This window comes from Capnocytophaga leadbetteri (assembly GCF_003054025.1).
Lineage (GTDB): Bacteria > Bacteroidota > Bacteroidia > Flavobacteriales > Flavobacteriaceae > Capnocytophaga > Capnocytophaga leadbetteri.
This window is the reverse complement of the sequence record NZ_QBKG01000001.1, coordinates 387,295-402,795: the sequence shown is the minus strand read 5'-3', so window position 1 is coordinate 402,795 and position 15,501 is coordinate 387,295. Positions and strand designations below refer to the sequence as shown.

At 39.1% G+C, this 15,501-nt stretch carries 17 protein-coding genes; 4 read left to right on the top strand and 13 right to left on the bottom strand.

The annotated features are described in order from the left end of the window. The first annotated feature begins 126 nt into the window (after positions 1-126). Positions 127-1,566, top strand: a complete 1,440-nt coding sequence (locus tag C8P65_RS01985) for an ATP-dependent DNA helicase (RefSeq protein WP_107780853.1) — start codon at positions 127-129, stop codon at positions 1,564-1,566. Between the two features lie 272 nt (positions 1,567-1,838). Here the strand turns inward: C8P65_RS01985 and C8P65_RS01980 are convergent, their stop codons facing one another. The 3 genes from C8P65_RS01980 to C8P65_RS01975 form a co-directional block, all read right to left on the bottom strand. After that, entirely contained in the window at positions 1,839-2,930 is a 1,092-nt protein-coding gene (locus C8P65_RS01980; RefSeq protein ID WP_107780851.1) for an LPO_1073/Vpar_1526 family protein, read from the bottom strand. Further along, a complete protein-coding gene (locus C8P65_RS12035) occupies positions 2,920-3,096 on the bottom strand; it encodes a hypothetical protein (protein ID WP_164997600.1) in 177 nt (58 codons plus the stop codon). Before C8P65_RS12035 ends, C8P65_RS01980 begins: the two co-directional genes overlap by 11 nt. Positions 3,097-3,195: 99 nt before the next feature. After that, positions 3,196-3,375: a hypothetical protein gene (locus C8P65_RS01975; protein ID WP_107780849.1), complete on the bottom strand. Its 180-nt coding sequence runs from the start codon at positions 3,373-3,375 to the stop codon at positions 3,196-3,198. 115 nt (positions 3,376-3,490) lie between these two features. On the opposite strand from C8P65_RS01975, the gene C8P65_RS01970 reads away from it, so the two are divergent. After that, positions 3,491-5,071 (top strand): Na+/H+ antiporter, encoded by a 1,581-nt coding sequence (locus tag C8P65_RS01970; RefSeq protein WP_107780847.1) that lies wholly within the window; start codon positions 3,491-3,493, stop codon positions 5,069-5,071. A gap of 3 nt (positions 5,072-5,074) precedes the next feature. Here C8P65_RS01970 and C8P65_RS01965 read toward each other — a convergent pair whose 3' ends face one another. The 8 genes from C8P65_RS01965 to C8P65_RS01930 form a co-directional block, all read right to left on the bottom strand. Beyond that, complete coding sequence (locus C8P65_RS01965; protein WP_107780845.1) at positions 5,075-5,458, bottom strand: hypothetical protein; 384 nt, start codon at positions 5,456-5,458, stop codon at positions 5,075-5,077. Between the two features lie 70 nt (positions 5,459-5,528). Beyond that, positions 5,529-6,107, bottom strand: coding sequence for a Crp/Fnr family transcriptional regulator (locus C8P65_RS01960; protein WP_107780843.1), 579 nt, complete (start codon positions 6,105-6,107; stop codon positions 5,529-5,531). A gap of 105 nt (positions 6,108-6,212) precedes the next feature. Continuing rightward, positions 6,213-7,088, bottom strand: coding sequence for a hypothetical protein (locus C8P65_RS01955; protein ID WP_245887279.1), 876 nt, complete (start codon positions 7,086-7,088; stop codon positions 6,213-6,215). Between the two features lie 25 nt (positions 7,089-7,113). Further along, entirely contained in the window at positions 7,114-7,413 is a 300-nt protein-coding gene (locus C8P65_RS01950) for a hypothetical protein (RefSeq protein ID WP_146162907.1), read from the bottom strand. 284 nt (positions 7,414-7,697) lie between these two features. Continuing rightward, complete coding sequence (locus tag C8P65_RS01945; protein ID WP_107780837.1) at positions 7,698-8,753, bottom strand: hypothetical protein; 1,056 nt, start codon at positions 8,751-8,753, stop codon at positions 7,698-7,700. 6 nt (positions 8,754-8,759) lie between these two features. Next, positions 8,760-9,236, bottom strand: a complete 477-nt coding sequence (locus C8P65_RS01940) for a hypothetical protein (RefSeq protein WP_107780835.1) — start codon at positions 9,234-9,236, stop codon at positions 8,760-8,762. A gap of 7 nt (positions 9,237-9,243) precedes the next feature. After that, positions 9,244-10,188, bottom strand: a complete 945-nt coding sequence (locus tag C8P65_RS01935; RefSeq protein ID WP_107780833.1) for a hypothetical protein — start codon at positions 10,186-10,188, stop codon at positions 9,244-9,246. Between the two features lie 22 nt (positions 10,189-10,210). Further along, positions 10,211-11,152 (bottom strand): SIMPL domain-containing protein, encoded by a 942-nt coding sequence (locus tag C8P65_RS01930; protein ID WP_107781152.1) that lies wholly within the window; start codon positions 11,150-11,152, stop codon positions 10,211-10,213. Between the two features lie 72 nt (positions 11,153-11,224). Here C8P65_RS01930 and C8P65_RS01925 point away from each other — a divergent pair, with 72 nt between their 5' ends. Continuing rightward, positions 11,225-11,632 carry a 2TM domain-containing protein gene (locus tag C8P65_RS01925; protein WP_095913327.1) on the top strand — a complete coding sequence of 136 codons (408 nt, stop codon included), beginning with the start codon at positions 11,225-11,227 and terminating at the stop codon, positions 11,630-11,632. Then, the gene (locus tag C8P65_RS01920; RefSeq protein WP_107780831.1) at positions 11,629-12,162 is read left to right on the top strand and encodes a dihydrofolate reductase; all 534 of its coding nucleotides are present in this window, start codon (positions 11,629-11,631) and stop codon (positions 12,160-12,162) included. The genes C8P65_RS01925 and C8P65_RS01920 overlap by 4 nt, the downstream gene beginning before the upstream one ends. On the opposite strand, the gene uvrC is transcribed toward C8P65_RS01920, so the two are convergent. Together uvrC and C8P65_RS01910 are read right to left on the bottom strand one after the other, a co-directional pair. Then, complete coding sequence (gene uvrC / locus C8P65_RS01915) at positions 12,120-13,901, bottom strand: excinuclease ABC subunit UvrC (protein ID WP_107780829.1); 1,782 nt, start codon at positions 13,899-13,901, stop codon at positions 12,120-12,122. The genes C8P65_RS01920 and uvrC overlap by 43 nt on opposite strands. A gap of 97 nt (positions 13,902-13,998) precedes the next feature. Beyond that, entirely contained in the window at positions 13,999-15,363 is a 1,365-nt protein-coding gene (locus C8P65_RS01910) for an OmpA family protein (protein ID WP_107780827.1), read from the bottom strand. Positions 15,364-15,501: the final 138 nt, after the last annotated feature.

Genomic DNA, 15,501 nt, shown 5'->3' with positions numbered 1-15,501 from the left:
GTTTTAATACTATAATTAATAATACATCTTTTTGACTGGTATTGCGCAAAACTACAATCTTTTTTTCAAACTAAAAAATTATTTTAACTTTTTTTTATAACTTTGCTCTCGAAACTCTATTTTCCTATGACCGAAAACACCTTTTTTCAAGCCCTTTTGCAAGCGTTTTCGCACACGCCAACACCCTCGCAACACACTGCCTTACAGCTTTTTAGCTCATACTTATTCGACCCTAAGGCCGCCGAAAAACTCTTCCTGCTGAAAGGTTTTGCCGGTACCGGAAAAACTTCTATTACTAACGCCCTCATCGCCGCTTTGCCACTCATTTCGCACCATTCTGTGCTGCTCGCTCCCACTGGTAGAGCTGCCAAAGTGATGACCTTCTTCACCCGTCAACCGGCTTTTACCATTCACAAGTACATCTATTACCACCGCGCCGAAGGGAGCGAACTGGCTTTTACCCTCCGCCCTAATAAGGCACAGCGCACGCTCTTTATCGTCGATGAGGCTTCTATGATTGCCGATAATGACGGAGCATTCGGCAGTCGCTCGCTATTAGACGACCTGATGCGCTTCGTCTATTCAGGCACCGACTGCAAGCTGCTGCTTATAGGCGATGCCGCCCAGCTGCCCCCTGTACACACCCACGGTAGTCCTGCCCTCAATATAGCCCACTTAGAATACCAATACCAAAAGGAAGTGGTCAGCACACAGCTAACCGATGTGGTGCGGCAACGCCGCCGCTCGGGTATCTTGCGCAATGCTACTGCCCTACGCAAAACTATTTTTGGCAACACCTCTCAGCCTTATTTTCAATTCAGAATAGGCAAATCGGCTGACCTTATACGCCTCTACAATGGTGAGGAAATACAAGAAGCTCTCGTCGAGGCTTATGATAATTATGGTTCTGACGAAACCACTATTATAGTGCGCGCTAATAAGCGAGCTGTGGATTGGAATCAACAAGTGCGACGTATTATCCTTGAGGCTGAAGACGAAATAGAGGTTGGCGACCTGCTAATGGTTGTTAAAAACAATTATTTTTGGTGCAAAGACAACCCTAAAATCAGCTTTATTGCCAATGGCGACACTATAGAGGTAGTAGAGATACTCGGTTTTTACGAAAACTACGGCTTTCGCTTTGCCGAGATTACCGCCCAGCTTATCGACTACCCCGACCAACCGCCTTTTGATACGGTTGTCCTCCTCGACACCCTCACTTCTGACTCGGCTGCCCTTAGCCCTGCCCAAAGCCAATCGCTGTATGAAGAGGTGCTAAGCGAATACGCCGAGGCTCCCTCTACCCATCAGCAGTACCAGCAACTGAAGCAAAACCCTTATTACAACGCTTTACAGGTGAAGTTTGCCTATGCCCTAACCTGCCATAAAAGTCAGGGGGGGCAATGGGACGTTGTCTTTATCGAAAAGCCCTACCTTCCCCCTGATTATGTAATTGATGAGAGCTATTACCGCTGGCTTTACACTGCGCTGACCCGCGCTAAACGCAAGGCTTATTTAGTAGGTTTTAGTGATGATGACTTCTGGTCTGCTGAGAGCGATGTGTAATTATCGTTCGTCACATACTCGGCTGCGCCAGCTCGCCGACTTTCCTTCGCTTATCCTTCGCTCATCGTTCGCTCATCGTTCGGTGGAAGAGAATGTATATTCTTAGTGATTTATGAGCAAATTGCTAGTTGCTAAGCATCATCCGAAACCAAATCTGACCACGCTTCTGAAGTCTTGAAATTAACCAGATGAGCGTGTAGCTTTGGGTGGATGAGGACTTTCACTTTACTTTAAGAAGAATAAGCTTCTTGTGAGAATATACTTTAATTCATTCAGTGATTTAGAGGAGGTAACCTTTTATCACATCTTTGAGCATTTGCATGTGCTAATACTTTTCCAACAGAGGTCAATTGCATCAGGTATTCAATATTATTCCACCATTCTCTAAGGATTTTTAAATTTGTCCGTTTGTTCCATTCTTTCATAAATTTATTTACATTTTCCTGTCTTATCGCCGCATCTTGCTTATATAAATCATATATAGACCTAATTGCATTTTTTTGAATATCAGTCAAAGAAATTACAGTATTATTAGAGCTAAGATGTGTTAATTTTGTAGGATCAATGTCATTTTTATTAAGAACACATAATCTGACATAGTCAGTATTTAATTCGTGTTCAATTAATATATTAGGCAAATTGTTGCTATTAAGTAATTCAATAGCTCTATAGAATTCTTGAGAGTACTTTTTTATCCCAACATCCATATAACCAGCGAATTGTTCAGAATAATGGTCTTCCATCTTTGGTAACCTTACAAGATTAATAACTCTTATAGTGCTTAAAATATCTAAATGATCAAGCCATTTATTCCCATTAGGAAGTGTAGCATAGATTAATTTACCGAATAAATCATTTAGAATATCCAATCCCTCTTCGATAACTCCAGTCACAGGCTCAATACAAGTTACAGCATGAAAAACAGTTAAACCAAGTAATGCTTCATCTGATATTTCATCAACTATTTTAACAGCTCGTGTAATTCCAGCTCGTGTATTTCTATCAGTCCCATTCTGAAAACGATGAACTAATAGTTCTGATAAAAGGTCATAATCAGCAGGCCTTTCTGTAGAAGCTGCTGTTTTTTGGGCTTCTACGAGCAGTAATTGAAAACTTGGATCTGCAAAAGCTTCCAAAGCACCATCTATTGCTTTCATTTTAGGCAGAAGTTTGTCTTCGAATTCTGAGACTCTTGATTCTGCAACTTTAAGAGCTTCCTCTGTATACTTATTTTTCAACTGTAATATCATTTCCTGACAGATTTCCCTTGCTCTTTTCTCATCAATACCTAGATTGACAATCATATTATTTGCTTGCAATTGCTGAGAATTGTCACCAGCTTCTTGAACTTGTTTACTTCCCATTATAGTCCCTCCCTACTTGTATCTGTGAAGAATTATTGCCAGCTTTCTGTTTCTGTCTAACAATATTCTTATTAATGCCTATTTTATATCCCACTGTTCCTCCTACTAATAAACCAAGAATCAGTGTTATAATTGCAGTTCCTATTCCGTCAAAAATCCATTCCATAAGTTTATAAATTTTAGAAATTGTAAAAATGATTAAAATTATTTAAATGATATTTATCAAAGTGCAAAAACATAAATTTGAACATACAACTGTTTAAAATTAGGGGTTGTTTCTTTTCATAAAGAAAAAAAGTTGGTCGTCATAAATCTTATCAACTCCTCCATATTCACCCGTCCAACGACTTACCTCAGATAAGGTAGAAGAAGAGGCTTGTTTTTGAGTACTGCACCCTATAAGGGCAAGGACAAGACCTAAGGCTAACTTATTTATCTTTTTCATAAAATCTATTTTAAAAATTAATTTACTATTTGTTGGTGCAAAGATATAAAAATACTTATCAATTATGATTAAAAAGTATTTTTTACTATTTTTGTACCCTCATAATTAATGAACTATGGTGCAGTATTTCCCTTACTTATTACTCCTAATGGTGGCTATTATGCTGCTGATTATGCTGGCTAACCGACTTAAAGTGGCATATCCTATTCTTTTAGTTTTAGGAGGATTGGCGATAAGTCTTATCCCTAATATGCCAGCTATTACACTCAACCCCGATTTGGTACTCATCATCTTCTTGCCTCCGCTTTTATATACCGATGTTTTTTCACTATCGCTAAAAGAGATGTGGAAGTGGCGACGCATTATCTTTAGCCTTGCCTTTATAGTAGTTTTTATCACAGCTGCTGCCGTGGCTTGGGTAGCCAATATGGTATTCCCTGGATTTTCATTGGCTTTAGGATTTCTTTTAGGGGGAGTGATAGGCTCTACCGATGCGGTGAGTGCTTCAACGATTATGAAGTTTGTAAAGGTACCCAAACGCATCAGCACAATAATAGAAAGCGAGAGTTTGCTAAACGATGCTTCATCCCTGATTGTGTTTAGGTTTGCCGCTTTGGTGGTTACTACCGGTCAGCTGGTGTGGACGGATATGGCTTTGAATTTCGTTTGGGTAGTTATTGGCGGAACGCTTATAGGCTTGGCAGTAGCGTGGGTGATGCGTAAAATACACAAATTTCTCCCTACCGATGCTAATATGGATGTTATTCTCTCGGTTATAGCACCTTATATAATGTATATTGTAGCAAACGAAATGGGTGCTTCGGGAGTGTTGGCAGTAGTGGCTGGGGGTATGTATATGTCGCTCCACCTTACTAGCATTTTTGCTGCCTCCACACGCAACAAAGGGGTAGCGGTATGGGATATTTTAGGTTTTATACTCAACGGTCTTGCCTTTATGCTGATAGGACTTGCTTTGCCTGAAGTACTCGAAGGGATAGAAGCCGAAGGAATGAGTCTTACTACTGCTACCAGCTATGGGCTCCTCATCACAGGGGTAGTAGTAGGGGTACGACTGCTATCGTCATATGGGGCTATACTCATTACTCAAGTAATGAAACACTTTATCACAGTAGCCGACAGGCGAAACCCTGGCTTTCGGGTACCTTTGGTACTGGGGTGGGCAGGAATGCGCGGGGTGCTTTCACTAGCGGTAGCCCTTTCTATCCCTCTAACTTTAGAGAACGGCGAGCCTTTTCCGCATCGCAGCCTGATTCTCTACATTACTTTTATAGTGATATTGGCAACCCTACTGGTACAAGGACTTAGTTTGCCAGCCCTTATCCGTTGGGCTAAATTCCCTGATTATGAAGACCATATTCCGGAAGCTGAAGCCGAAAGTCTTATTCGTAAATCATTAGCGCAATCGGCTTTAGATTATATGCAAAAGCATTACAAAGAAGGAATAACTGATAGTTTTCTATTACAGAATCAGAAAGATATATGGCAATACCAACTCGATTTGCCGAAGTGCAATACTACCCCCGAAGTGCGAAAGAAATACGTTGCTATTTTGCATCATCAGCGAGAGATATTGCACCAACTGAATAAGAACCCACGTATTGATGAGGAGCAAATACGCAATTTCCACCGACAGTTGAATTTAGAAGAAGAAAAATGGGAAGTTTGGGAGGACTAATTACTAACGGCTTATTATCGGGCTTATACTTTCAAACTCTTCAATACTCATAGCCCCTACTGAGCGGATAAGGTATATATAAGTATCATAGCGAAATATCCTTAGGGTTGTTTCTTCATAACAGAAGATGTTGTAAGAAAAATCGTATAAATCGTATTTGCTCTCTAGTAAGCCTTTGCGTTTAGTGAGTTCATATACCAATTGATAGGTATAATACACCGTTTCTTGTGAAGCTCCAAAAGAAGCTTCTTCGTAGATAAAGGTACGTCCACCTTGCTCAAATTTTCGCAAGATGTGGTCTTTGCCAAAAGAGAGCCAATGTTCTTCGCGTTTGCGAAAAAGCACTCCTAAGAGAATAATGCTGAGTATTAATATAAAAACTGCCATACTTTTACAACGTTTATTTCACGGTGCAAAGGTACGGCAGGTAGGGAGTAAAAACATTGAAGTAGTTCAATTAATTAGCAAATTTGCTAATTCTTTTTCTAATCTTGCTTACAAACTCGTGAGTAACCCCAAGATAAGCAGCCATTTGTATATTAGTAAGCCGATGGGCAATGTGTGGATATTGGGTAAGGAAGTCGTGGTAACGTTCTTCGGCAGTTTTACTCAGCATATCAATCATACGACGTTGTAAGGCGATATGGGTACGCAACCCCATTAGGCGGAAAAGACGTTCGGTAATAGGGATATGCTCAAAAGCATATTGTTTATCTTCGGGAGTGATAATAAGCAGTTCACTATCTTCTAAGGCTTGTATGTAAAGCCTTGAGGGGGTTTGATGCATAAAGCTATCAAAATCGGTTACCCACCAATCTTCAGTTCCAAAGAAGAGTACTTGCTCATTGCCATTGCGGTCTATATCGTAAGTGCGCAACAGTCCTTTAGTAATAAAAGCTTCTATCTTACAAATTTCTCCTTTTTGCAAAAGGAATTCTTTCTTCGGTAAGAAGTGCTTAGTATAGAGGGCACAAAGGGCTTCTATTTGCTCGGTTTCTCCGGAAATGTATTTAGCAAAGTATTGTTGTAGGGTCATAAAAATCAGTTAATAATTTGCTTATATGGTGCAAAGATATAAAAAATTGGGTATACAAATATCTTTTGTACTACCCAATTATATGTGGTTCTATCTGTTAAATTATTATTTTACCATATAGATATCATCCTTTATTTGTAATAGTTGATAACCGAGATGTTTATTAGTACATAAGGTAATCGTGCCAAAAGATTCTATTATTTCAGAGTCGTTCTCGTAATAGGTTGTAGGCGTTTTTGAAAGTTCTTTTTGATTTTTGGTGTAAGGAAATTTGGTTTTAAATCTGAAGGTATAAGGCTGAGTTTTTACCTCAAAATACAAAATAGTTTCATATTTATCTCCTTTAGTTTTATAGCTTTCTACATACATAGGTTTAATATTCTTGCGTTCAAGAATTTCTTTTTTAAGGAAACACTCTGAATTTCCGTCAAAAATACTAGGCATCTCTTGTTGCACTTCTAGTGTGTCACTCTCTGGCATACGCTCCCCTAGGGGATTGTATTTCTCGATATAGTTAATAACAGAGAGCTGGTCGCGGTCCATTGGTATTGATTTATCATAGATGACCAGCTCGTTTTGAGGGTTAAGGTAGAGCCCTTTTACAAAATGATGAATATCATCAGGCAGTCTCACAAGGTGTTTTTTTCCTTCTAGGTTAAATATCTTGTAGTCTGATGCATAATGATAATCTTTATAGACCTTGGGCAGGGTTGCTCTTTCGTATATTTTAGAGAGAGTAATTCCCAAAGTACCCATCATAAATTTAAAGAAAATAAAGGTACAGATTACAGCAAAAGCTCCACTTATTTTTTGATCATAGGCAAAACAATAGAATATACACGCTCCTAGTATAAAAGGAATAGGGAAAAATATCAGAGATATTTCTCTATCATAACTGGATGTAAACTTCGAAACAAGGAAGATATAAAGGGCTGCCAGAGCGATTCCGGCTAGTAGAGAGAGAAGAATAATTAAAACCATTTTTTTGACCTTTTTATTCACAATTTTAATCTTTTATGTCAGCATTAGGATTGTACTTTCTGATAAGGCTTTTCAAATAAGGAAAGCTGCTAGTATACACCTCCAATTTAGCAGTTTCAGGTGATTGAATCTCTACCAAAAAGCTGCCTCCCCTTGTATAGTGATAACCTACTTTTTCTACTTTTTTAGGGTCAATTTCTTTGATTTCAAAGAGGGTAAATAAATAGAGCCTGTCACGACAAATTACAAAGGTAGGAGCGTATTTGCCGTAGAATGACAAGGATGATTGCGCTTGTAATAAGAACTGAAATTCCTCTTCACTCATCTGTTCTATAAGTTCTTGTAGCCTTTGGGTTCTTTGCTTTATTCGATAAAGGATAAAGCAATATAACAATAATGCGACAACTGTTATCATTAAAAAAGGAGAATAGAGAATGTCCGACAGCTCCTTTTCTTTTATAACTGTATGACTTACAACAATAATAACTAACACGACTATCGCAATAGCAATCGTGGTGACAACTGAAAACCTCGTATACTTTTGTATACCTTCAATATATTTTAGTCTATCAAGAGAAAGCATTTAAAATAAAAAGATAAAAAGTAAGGTTATATTTTCTTTAAGAAAGATTCTTCTATATCGCTTACTGCCACTACAAAGTCATCAGTAGAGGGAATGCCTAGTGATGCCCATTCTTCTTTGAGACGTTTGGCACAAGCTACTAATAGCTTAGTAGCGGCACTTTCCTTTTCTTGCATTTCGGTTTCTTGGTTAAAGAGTTCAAACAGAGCGGTATCTTCCTGCTCTGCTTCAATTTCTACAGTATGCTCATAGTCAGCAGTGTTCCAGAGTAGGTCATTAGCTCTTTTTCCGAGTGTTTCTTTCCATTTTTGCCTTTGACTTTCAGTACCAAAACCAATGGTGGGAGGCATTACACATTGATAATCAAATGCTATATTTAGGCAATACAAAGGCTCTTTTACAGAATATTCCTTAACTGTAGGTACCAATAGCGCATAAAATCGCTCAGCTACTTTCTCCGAGAGTTTTTTATAGCTTATTTTCTTATCCTTCTTCTGATAACGTACATAGCCTGTTCCGCTGGTAATACTATTGAGTTTCCCCAATATGTCATAGGTATAGAAAAGGGTATTATCAATGGGGTTTAAATAATAATCTAATCCTTTTTCCTCCTGACGGATGAGTTTGTTCCCCTCATAATACATAGTTCTTTCGCTCAAAGTATTATTATTGTATGCGGAATGGATTGATTGCAAGAGTCCGTCCTTATAAATGAATATCCTAGTATTTATACATTCTTTCTCAGGAGCAGAATCAAAGTGATAACTAATAATTTGTTTTTCTTCACGAAAATAGAACTCCTCATCATATAGACCTTCAAACTCATTATAACTGCGTTCCACGATAATCTCATCTTTTTCATTTACCCCATATTGATACTTATTGTCAGTATCTTCTGGAGCATCTTTAAGAATTCTAGACTTCGAGAAATGGTTTTGTTCAAAATAAAAAGGCTCTAAAGAAAAGAGTCCTACGCCTCCGCCTGCCCAAAACCAACGCACTACCTGCGCTTCAACTTGTGCTTTAAGTGTAGGATAGTTTTCTTGTGCTTTATTGTAAAGATTTCTTACTTGTTCTTTCATATTATTTTATATTTTTAATGGTATACTTATCCCTACTGAAAAGCGGAATTTTCCCGTTTCAAAAGGGTAGTTATCATTTGTTTTGCCCCAAGGGAAAGCGTAGCCTGCTTTTACATAGAGTATGAGGATTTGTATACCTGCTTCAGGGGCGAAGTAATAAGGTGAAAAATTGAGTTGAGGGCGCAAGAGCAAGACAGGAATATCAATTAAGCCTCCACGCTCATTATCGGCTCTTATCCACGCCGAGAATTGCGCTTCGGGGATAGCGATAAGTTGTTTGTTCTCTGAGCGGAAGTTACCAGCAATACCTGCTGATAGTGCTATACTATTGCTGTCGTAACAATTGAAATGCAAGCCTAATTGCCCATAGGTAGACCCCTGTTTGAGGTAACTGGCATCTATTACGTATAGAAGTCCTTTAGAAGTTTGGGCTACAGCAGGAAGTGTAGCCCCTATCAATAGAAGTAAAAAGAGTTTTCTCATCAAGCTGTTATTTTTTTAGCATCAGCATATTGACTTCTTGTATGAAAAAGTCTATATTTTGATGGAGTGAATGTATTACCGACTGCATTTGGTCGAACATCTCGGCACGGGTATGCAAATCGCCTGCATAATAGATACCTCCATCGCTGAAAAGCACTGCTTCTAATGCCTTTTCTTTGTCATTATCAAAAAGATTCTTTACCCATCTTTGCTGCATATGCTGCAAAATAGAACCTTCTCCTGAATTGGTAAAGCGGTGTTCGTTAATCATATACCATACAAAAGGAGGAAACTCGCCATTATTCTTTTCGGTCATAAAGCAGCGCAACAAGTTGCGTGGGTGTTTTAGCATTACCTTTTTCCCTTTTGGATTAAGGGTGAGGAAACTCAGTCCCGCCCCCAAAACTCCTCCTCCTGCGGCAATACCTTTATCCCAGCCATCGTCTGCTATATAAGCTCCTGCTACCGAAACGGCAGCCCCAATAAGAATGGAAGCCACGGTAAGTCTGCTGATATTTTTATCATTGAGGTTGCTAATGGTAGTCGCTATTTGGTCTATCCGTTCTTCTTCGCAATCTAATTCTGCGGTTACGGCATTCATCTGCGAGAAAATAGCTGTAATCTTGCTATGGATTTCTAATTGCAGCGTGTTGCGTTTTTGTTGGGCTTCACTAGAGGGGTCATCGTCTAAGGCTATTAGTGCCAACAAAGGTTTATCGATATGAGAAGCGTATGCGATAAGAATGTTTCTGTCAGATAACTTTCCTTTAAAAAGCGTCTTATTCAATGCAAATTCTTCAGCATCTATTTCTATAGGCGCTTCTTTATCCGAAGTTATTGTATATGCGGGAGGAACACAATAATCCTCAGGGGCTTTAATTTTCTTAGGAGAAGCACAACCTACGCAAAGCAATAGGAGGAACAAACAAAGGAGTTTTAAACTGTTTTTCATAACTATTTAATACGTTTTTACTTTAAGGAAGATTTAATTTTTTAAGTTCGCCTGCAGGTGTTAAGAACATCACCTCTTTGTTCTTGTTTTTTTCAGGACGATTGACACTCATTTTCATCTCATAAGTGACTTGTATAGCAGGCTCGACGATGATAGGGTTAAGCACTACATCAAAATCTTTATCAGCGATAGGCTGGTAGTACTGTGTTGTTGATTTGTTAGCTTGCAGTATATTGCCTGCGCGTTTGCCTTGCAATGAAGCGCTGTTATAGGCTTCGTAGCTCTTGTATTGCTGAGAGGGTGATGTCTGTGCAAAGCCATCGGTTATTTTCTTTTCAGCAGTGGCAAAGCTCTCGCCAAGGGTGGTTTCATAGAGCTTTTGTTTTTCGGCAAAAGCTGCTTTTACTTTGGTCATCAGCTCTTTTTTTACCGCCTCGAGATTGCTGGCGTAGTAATCCATTCGCACCAAATCGTAAATCTCGCTGTTAGAGAGCAGGATGATGAGTTCATTCAGCTGAGAGGCTTCTTTTATTTTGATATGAAGATTTTGTTTGAGTTCGAAGCCTACGGGCAGTTCGTTATAAGTACGCTTGCTAAACACTTTTTTCTCGGTTTCGTATTCGTACATAGGCACAAACGAAATCATATCTACAAAAGTTTCAAAGTTTTTAGCCTTAAGAGCCGACAGGGCAGACGAAAGACGCTGGTTCATCAGTTGCGTAGCTTCTTCAGCCGTTTTGCCTACTTGCACTACGCTAAAGATAGCTACAAAGGCATCGGCTTTTACATTCGCCAAGCCTTTGGCTGTTACTACCATTTCGTAATTAAGAGGAAAATCGATAGTAGTACCATCGTTATTCCAGTTACCACGACTTCTGTCTTTATAATTTACATTACCTGAGGCTTGAGAAAAAGCAAAAGAAGAGCACACTACGGCAGCGGTAAAAAAAAGAGATTTAAGCATAACTATAAATTTTATATTTTGCAAAGATAATATATTTTTTTATTTTTGCGGCAAATTTTAAAATTAACACAAATGTCTAACACTCAATTGACACCCGAACAATACGAATTGTTTAAAAATGCAGAAACTTACCTAAAACAAAAACGCCTCTTATACATTCACTTTTTCGTGTTTGTATTAGGATGCGTTTTCTTTTTTGTTGCTAATAAAATCTTAGATTACGGAGTGGAGTACAACTGGTACTTGTGGCTCTCTCTTATCTGGCTTTTTTTATGGTTGTGGCACGCTATGAATGTGTTTGTCTTCAATCGTTTTCTAGGAAAAAAATGGCAAGACAAGCAACGTGAACAGCTTATTGCTGCCCAACAGAAGAAACTTATAAAAATGGAAGCAGCTGTAGAAAGAGAATTTGAATTGCAGAAAGAGCAAGCTAAAAAAGAATTAGACGCTGCCGACACTTCTAACACCCGCACCGTATGATTACCCTAATAGCTGCTGCCGCTGATGACAACGCTATCGGCAAGGGCAGCAACCTACTATGGCACTTGCCTAAAGACTTCAAGCATTTCAAAAACCTTACTACGGGGCATTGTATTATTATGGGGCGCAAGACTTTCGAAACTTTCCCGAAGCTGCTGCCCCAGCGCACCCACATAGTTATCACCCGCCAAAGAGATTACACCCCCGAGGGGGTAATAGTAGTAGGCTCTCTACAGGAGGCTATCCGCGAGGCTTTGTTGATAGACCCTTCTCCTTATATCATTGGAGGGGGCGAAATCTACGCACAAGCCCTTCCTTTGGCTGATGCTATCGAGCTGACCCGCGTACATCATACTTTTGCTGAAGCTGATGTCTTCTTTCCTCCTATTCCTCTTACCCGCTTTACTTTAGTAAGTAAGGAACACGTAGTTGCTGACGAAAAGCACCTATACCCCTTTACTTTTGAACGATACATTAAAGTTGATAATCAGCCATTAGAGAAGTGTTCGTATACTTTTCTGGCTCTGTGACCTATTACTTTGGTAAGATCTTCTAATGAGGCTTCTTGTATGCGCTTCACTGACTTAAAGTGCTGTAGCAGTAGTTCTTGCGTCTTTTCACCTATTCCCTCTATACTATCTAATTCTGACACTATAGCCGATTTGCTGCGCTTTTGGCGGTGAAAAGTAATACCAAAGCGGTGCGCCTCATCGCGTAGCTGCTGAATTACGCGCAGTGTTTCTGACCGTTTGTCTAAGTACAGCGGCACACTATCTTCTGGAAAGTAGATTTCTTCTAATCGTTTAGCAATACCGATAATCGCTATTTTACCCCTTAATTCTAACTGCTCAAGGGCTTTGAGAGCTGATGACAATTGCCCTTTCCCCCCATCGATGATGATGAGCTGCGGCAGGGACTGTCCTTCGTCAAGCAAACGCCTATAACGACGATAGACAGCCTCTTCCATAGAAGCAAAGTCATTAGGTCCTTCTACTGTTTTTACATTGAAATGACGGTAATCTTTCTTACTCGGCTTAGCATTTTTGAATACTACACAAGCCGAAACCGGATTGGTACCTTGTATATTAGAGTTGTCAAAACACTCTATATGCACCGGTGGCACTGATAGGTGCAGGTCGCGCTGCATTTGGGTAAGAATGCGATTAATATGGCGCTCAGGGTCTACTATTTTCTCTTGTTTGAAGCGTTCTTGTCTGAAGTGTTTAGCATTGCGCACCGATAGCTCTAACAGCTGTTTTTTCTCACCTGCTTTGGGGATAGTAAGCTGCAGTCCTTCTGAAAGGGTTACTTCAAAAGGCGTAATAATCTCTTTAGAAGTAGAATAAAAGCGCTCTCTGATGTCTATAATAGCGTATTCTAATAACTCTCTATCCGTTTCCTCTAACTTTTTCTTAATTTCGAGGGTATGAGCCCTCACGATAGCCCCATATGCTACCTGCAAAAAGTTCACATAGCCATATTCTTCATCTGAAACAATAGAAAACACATCTACATTGCTAATCTTACTGCTCACTATAGTTGATTTTGCCTGATAGTTTTCGAGAGAAGTAATCTTTTGTTTGATAAGGTGAGCTTCTTCAAAGCGCATCTCAGCAGCTAACACATTCATCTCTTCTTTAAATCGGGTAAGAGCTTCTTTAAAATTCCCTTTAAGTATCTCTACTATCTGCTGAATATTGTTATTGTAGTTCTCTTCTGTTTGTAGTCCTTCGCAAGGCCCTTTGCAGTTTTTTAAATGGTATTCTAAGCATACCTTAAACTTGTGATTGGCAATATTTTGAGGAGATAAGTCGTAAGTGCAGTTGCGCAACGGAAAGAGCTCTTTTATCAAATCTAAAAGAGTGTGAACGGTTTTCATACTCGTATAAGGACCAAAATAGAGAGAACCGTCTTTAACAATTTGGCGAGTGGAAAACACTCTCGGAAATCGTTCTTTCTTCACACATATCCACGGGTAGCTCTTATCGTCTTTAAGCAACACATTATAGCGCGGCTGATATTTCTTAATAAGGTTATTCTCTAATAGCAACGCATCGCTTTCTGTAGCTACTACTATGTGTTCTATACGCACTATTTTCTTTACCAATACTCGAGTCTTGGCATTGTCGTGTGTCTTCTGAAAGTATGACGATACTCTTTTTTTTAGATTAACAGCCTTACCTACATAGATAAGTGTATCGGTATCATCATAGAATTGATAAATACCGGGTGAGGTTGGTAGGGTCTGGAGTTGTAATTCGATAGACAATTAACAGCTTACAATTTAATGAATGATTACTAATTAAAAAAAGACGCTGCCATTAGCAGCGTCTTTTATTTTATTGGAGTAAAAAGATTGATACAAATTATTTTACCAAGTTGATTTCAACGCGGCGATTAAGTTCTCTACCTTTCTTAGTTTTGTTAGAAGCGATAGGTTTTTCAGGGCCGAAACCTTTAGCAGAAAGACGAGCAGGATTAATACCTTTGTCTACTAAGTAAGCCTTAACTGAGTAAGCTCTATCTTCAGAAAGTCTTTGATTTTTATCCTTGTTACCAGAGGTATCGGTATAACCTTCTACTGAGAATTTAGAGTTTTTGTATTTATTCAATACATTAACGATATTATTCAATACAGTAGCAGACTCAGGACGGATAGTAGATTTACCAACATCAAATAGGATAGTTTTTGCAAAGCTATTCAATTGAGTTTGTACTTCTTGAGTCACTTCAGGACAACCTTTGTTAGAAGCTGGGCCAGCTTCTTCTGGACATTCGTCATCTTTGTCAAGTACACCGTCACGATCTGTATCTGGCCAAGGGCAACCATTATTTTCTTTAGGACCTGCTTGTTGTGGGCATTTATCATCTTTATCAGCGATACCATCGTTATCAGCATCTGGGCAACCTTTAAGAGCTGCTTTACCAGCTACTTCAGGGCACTCATCGTCTTTATCAGCGATACCGTCACCATCTGTATCAGGGCAACCGTTGAATTCTTTAAGACCGAATACATCTGGACAAGAGTCTTCAGCATCAGTAATTCCGTCACCATCAGCATCTGGACATCCGTTAAGTTCTGGTTTACCAGCTACATCTGGACATTTATCGTCTTTATCAGCTACACCATCGTTATCGCGGTCTTGTTTACCGAATTTGATAGTGATTCCCAAAGCGTGTTGGAAATAATTTTCTGTTGACTCAGACTTCATTGTTGGGTGATAAGCAGTTTGTAGGTTAAGACCGATATTATCAGTAAACCAGAAGTTAGCACCAGCACCTACTAAAGTACGGAATTTACCTTCGTTGTCGATAGCTGCATAACCTCCCCCTACTTGAGCGTATGGGTCAAACCATCTTGCACCACTCCACAAAGTGTTCAAGTGGTATTGAGCTGCTAAGTTTACAGCCCAGAATGACTGATCTACTTTGTTATCAAGGTCTTTGTTATAAGCATAACCTTTCTCAATTTTGTTTAGAGACCCTGAAAGTTCTGCAGAAAAGCCCTTTCCGATGTATCTACCTACTGAAAGACGTGATACTGCAGGAAGAATATTCAAATCGCTTGGTCCTGCCCAGTCTTTTAATACATCCCCGAAATCTTTAGGGGTACGGATATCAACGGAGTTTACTCCAAATCCTATTTGCCAAGGATTGTTTTCATCTTGTGCTTGAGCCCCTACTGAGAAAGCAGCAGCTAAAGCAAATAAAGTTACTTTGATTTTCTTCATACTTAAAAATGAATTTGATTACTATTTAAAAATTTGCTGCAAATATAAGTATTATTTTAATATGTTAGTATTTTACAAGCATTTTTTTTGTGAAATTTAACATTCCGCAAGAAAAGAATACTCATAAAACACTAACAA

Coding starts and splice junctions, on each gene's coding strand:
- C8P65_RS01985 (WP_107780853.1), top strand. CDS start 127: ATGACCGAAAACACCTTTTTTCAAGCCCTTTTGCAAGCGTTTTCGCAC.
- C8P65_RS01940 (WP_107780835.1), bottom strand. CDS start 9,236: ATGAGAAAACTCTTTTTACTTCTATTGATAGGGGCTACACTTCCTGCT.
- C8P65_RS12035 (WP_164997600.1), bottom strand. CDS start 3,096: ATGGAATGGATTTTTGACGGAATAGGAACTGCAATTATAACACTGATT.
- C8P65_RS01930 (WP_107781152.1), bottom strand. CDS start 11,152: ATGCTTAAATCTCTTTTTTTTACCGCTGCCGTAGTGTGCTCTTCTTTT.
- C8P65_RS01945 (WP_107780837.1), bottom strand. CDS start 8,753: ATGAAAGAACAAGTAAGAAATCTTTACAATAAAGCACAAGAAAACTAT.
- C8P65_RS01925 (WP_095913327.1), top strand. CDS start 11,225: ATGTCTAACACTCAATTGACACCCGAACAATACGAATTGTTTAAAAAT.
- C8P65_RS01955 (WP_245887279.1), bottom strand. CDS start 7,088: ATGGTTTTAATTATTCTTCTCTCTCTACTAGCCGGAATCGCTCTGGCA.
- C8P65_RS01935 (WP_107780833.1), bottom strand. CDS start 10,188: ATGAAAAACAGTTTAAAACTCCTTTGTTTGTTCCTCCTATTGCTTTGC.
- C8P65_RS01960 (WP_107780843.1), bottom strand. CDS start 6,107: ATGACCCTACAACAATACTTTGCTAAATACATTTCCGGAGAAACCGAG.
- C8P65_RS01920 (WP_107780831.1), top strand. CDS start 11,629: ATGATTACCCTAATAGCTGCTGCCGCTGATGACAACGCTATCGGCAAG.
- C8P65_RS01965 (WP_107780845.1), bottom strand. CDS start 5,458: ATGGCAGTTTTTATATTAATACTCAGCATTATTCTCTTAGGAGTGCTT.
- C8P65_RS01950 (WP_146162907.1), bottom strand. CDS start 7,413: ATGAGTGAAGAGGAATTTCAGTTCTTATTACAAGCGCAATCATCCTTG.
- C8P65_RS01975 (WP_107780849.1), bottom strand. CDS start 3,375: ATGAAAAAGATAAATAAGTTAGCCTTAGGTCTTGTCCTTGCCCTTATA.
- C8P65_RS01910 (WP_107780827.1), bottom strand. CDS start 15,363: ATGAAGAAAATCAAAGTAACTTTATTTGCTTTAGCTGCTGCTTTCTCA.
- C8P65_RS01970 (WP_107780847.1), top strand. CDS start 3,491: ATGGTGCAGTATTTCCCTTACTTATTACTCCTAATGGTGGCTATTATG.
- C8P65_RS01980 (WP_107780851.1), bottom strand. CDS start 2,930: ATGGGAAGTAAACAAGTTCAAGAAGCTGGTGACAATTCTCAGCAATTG.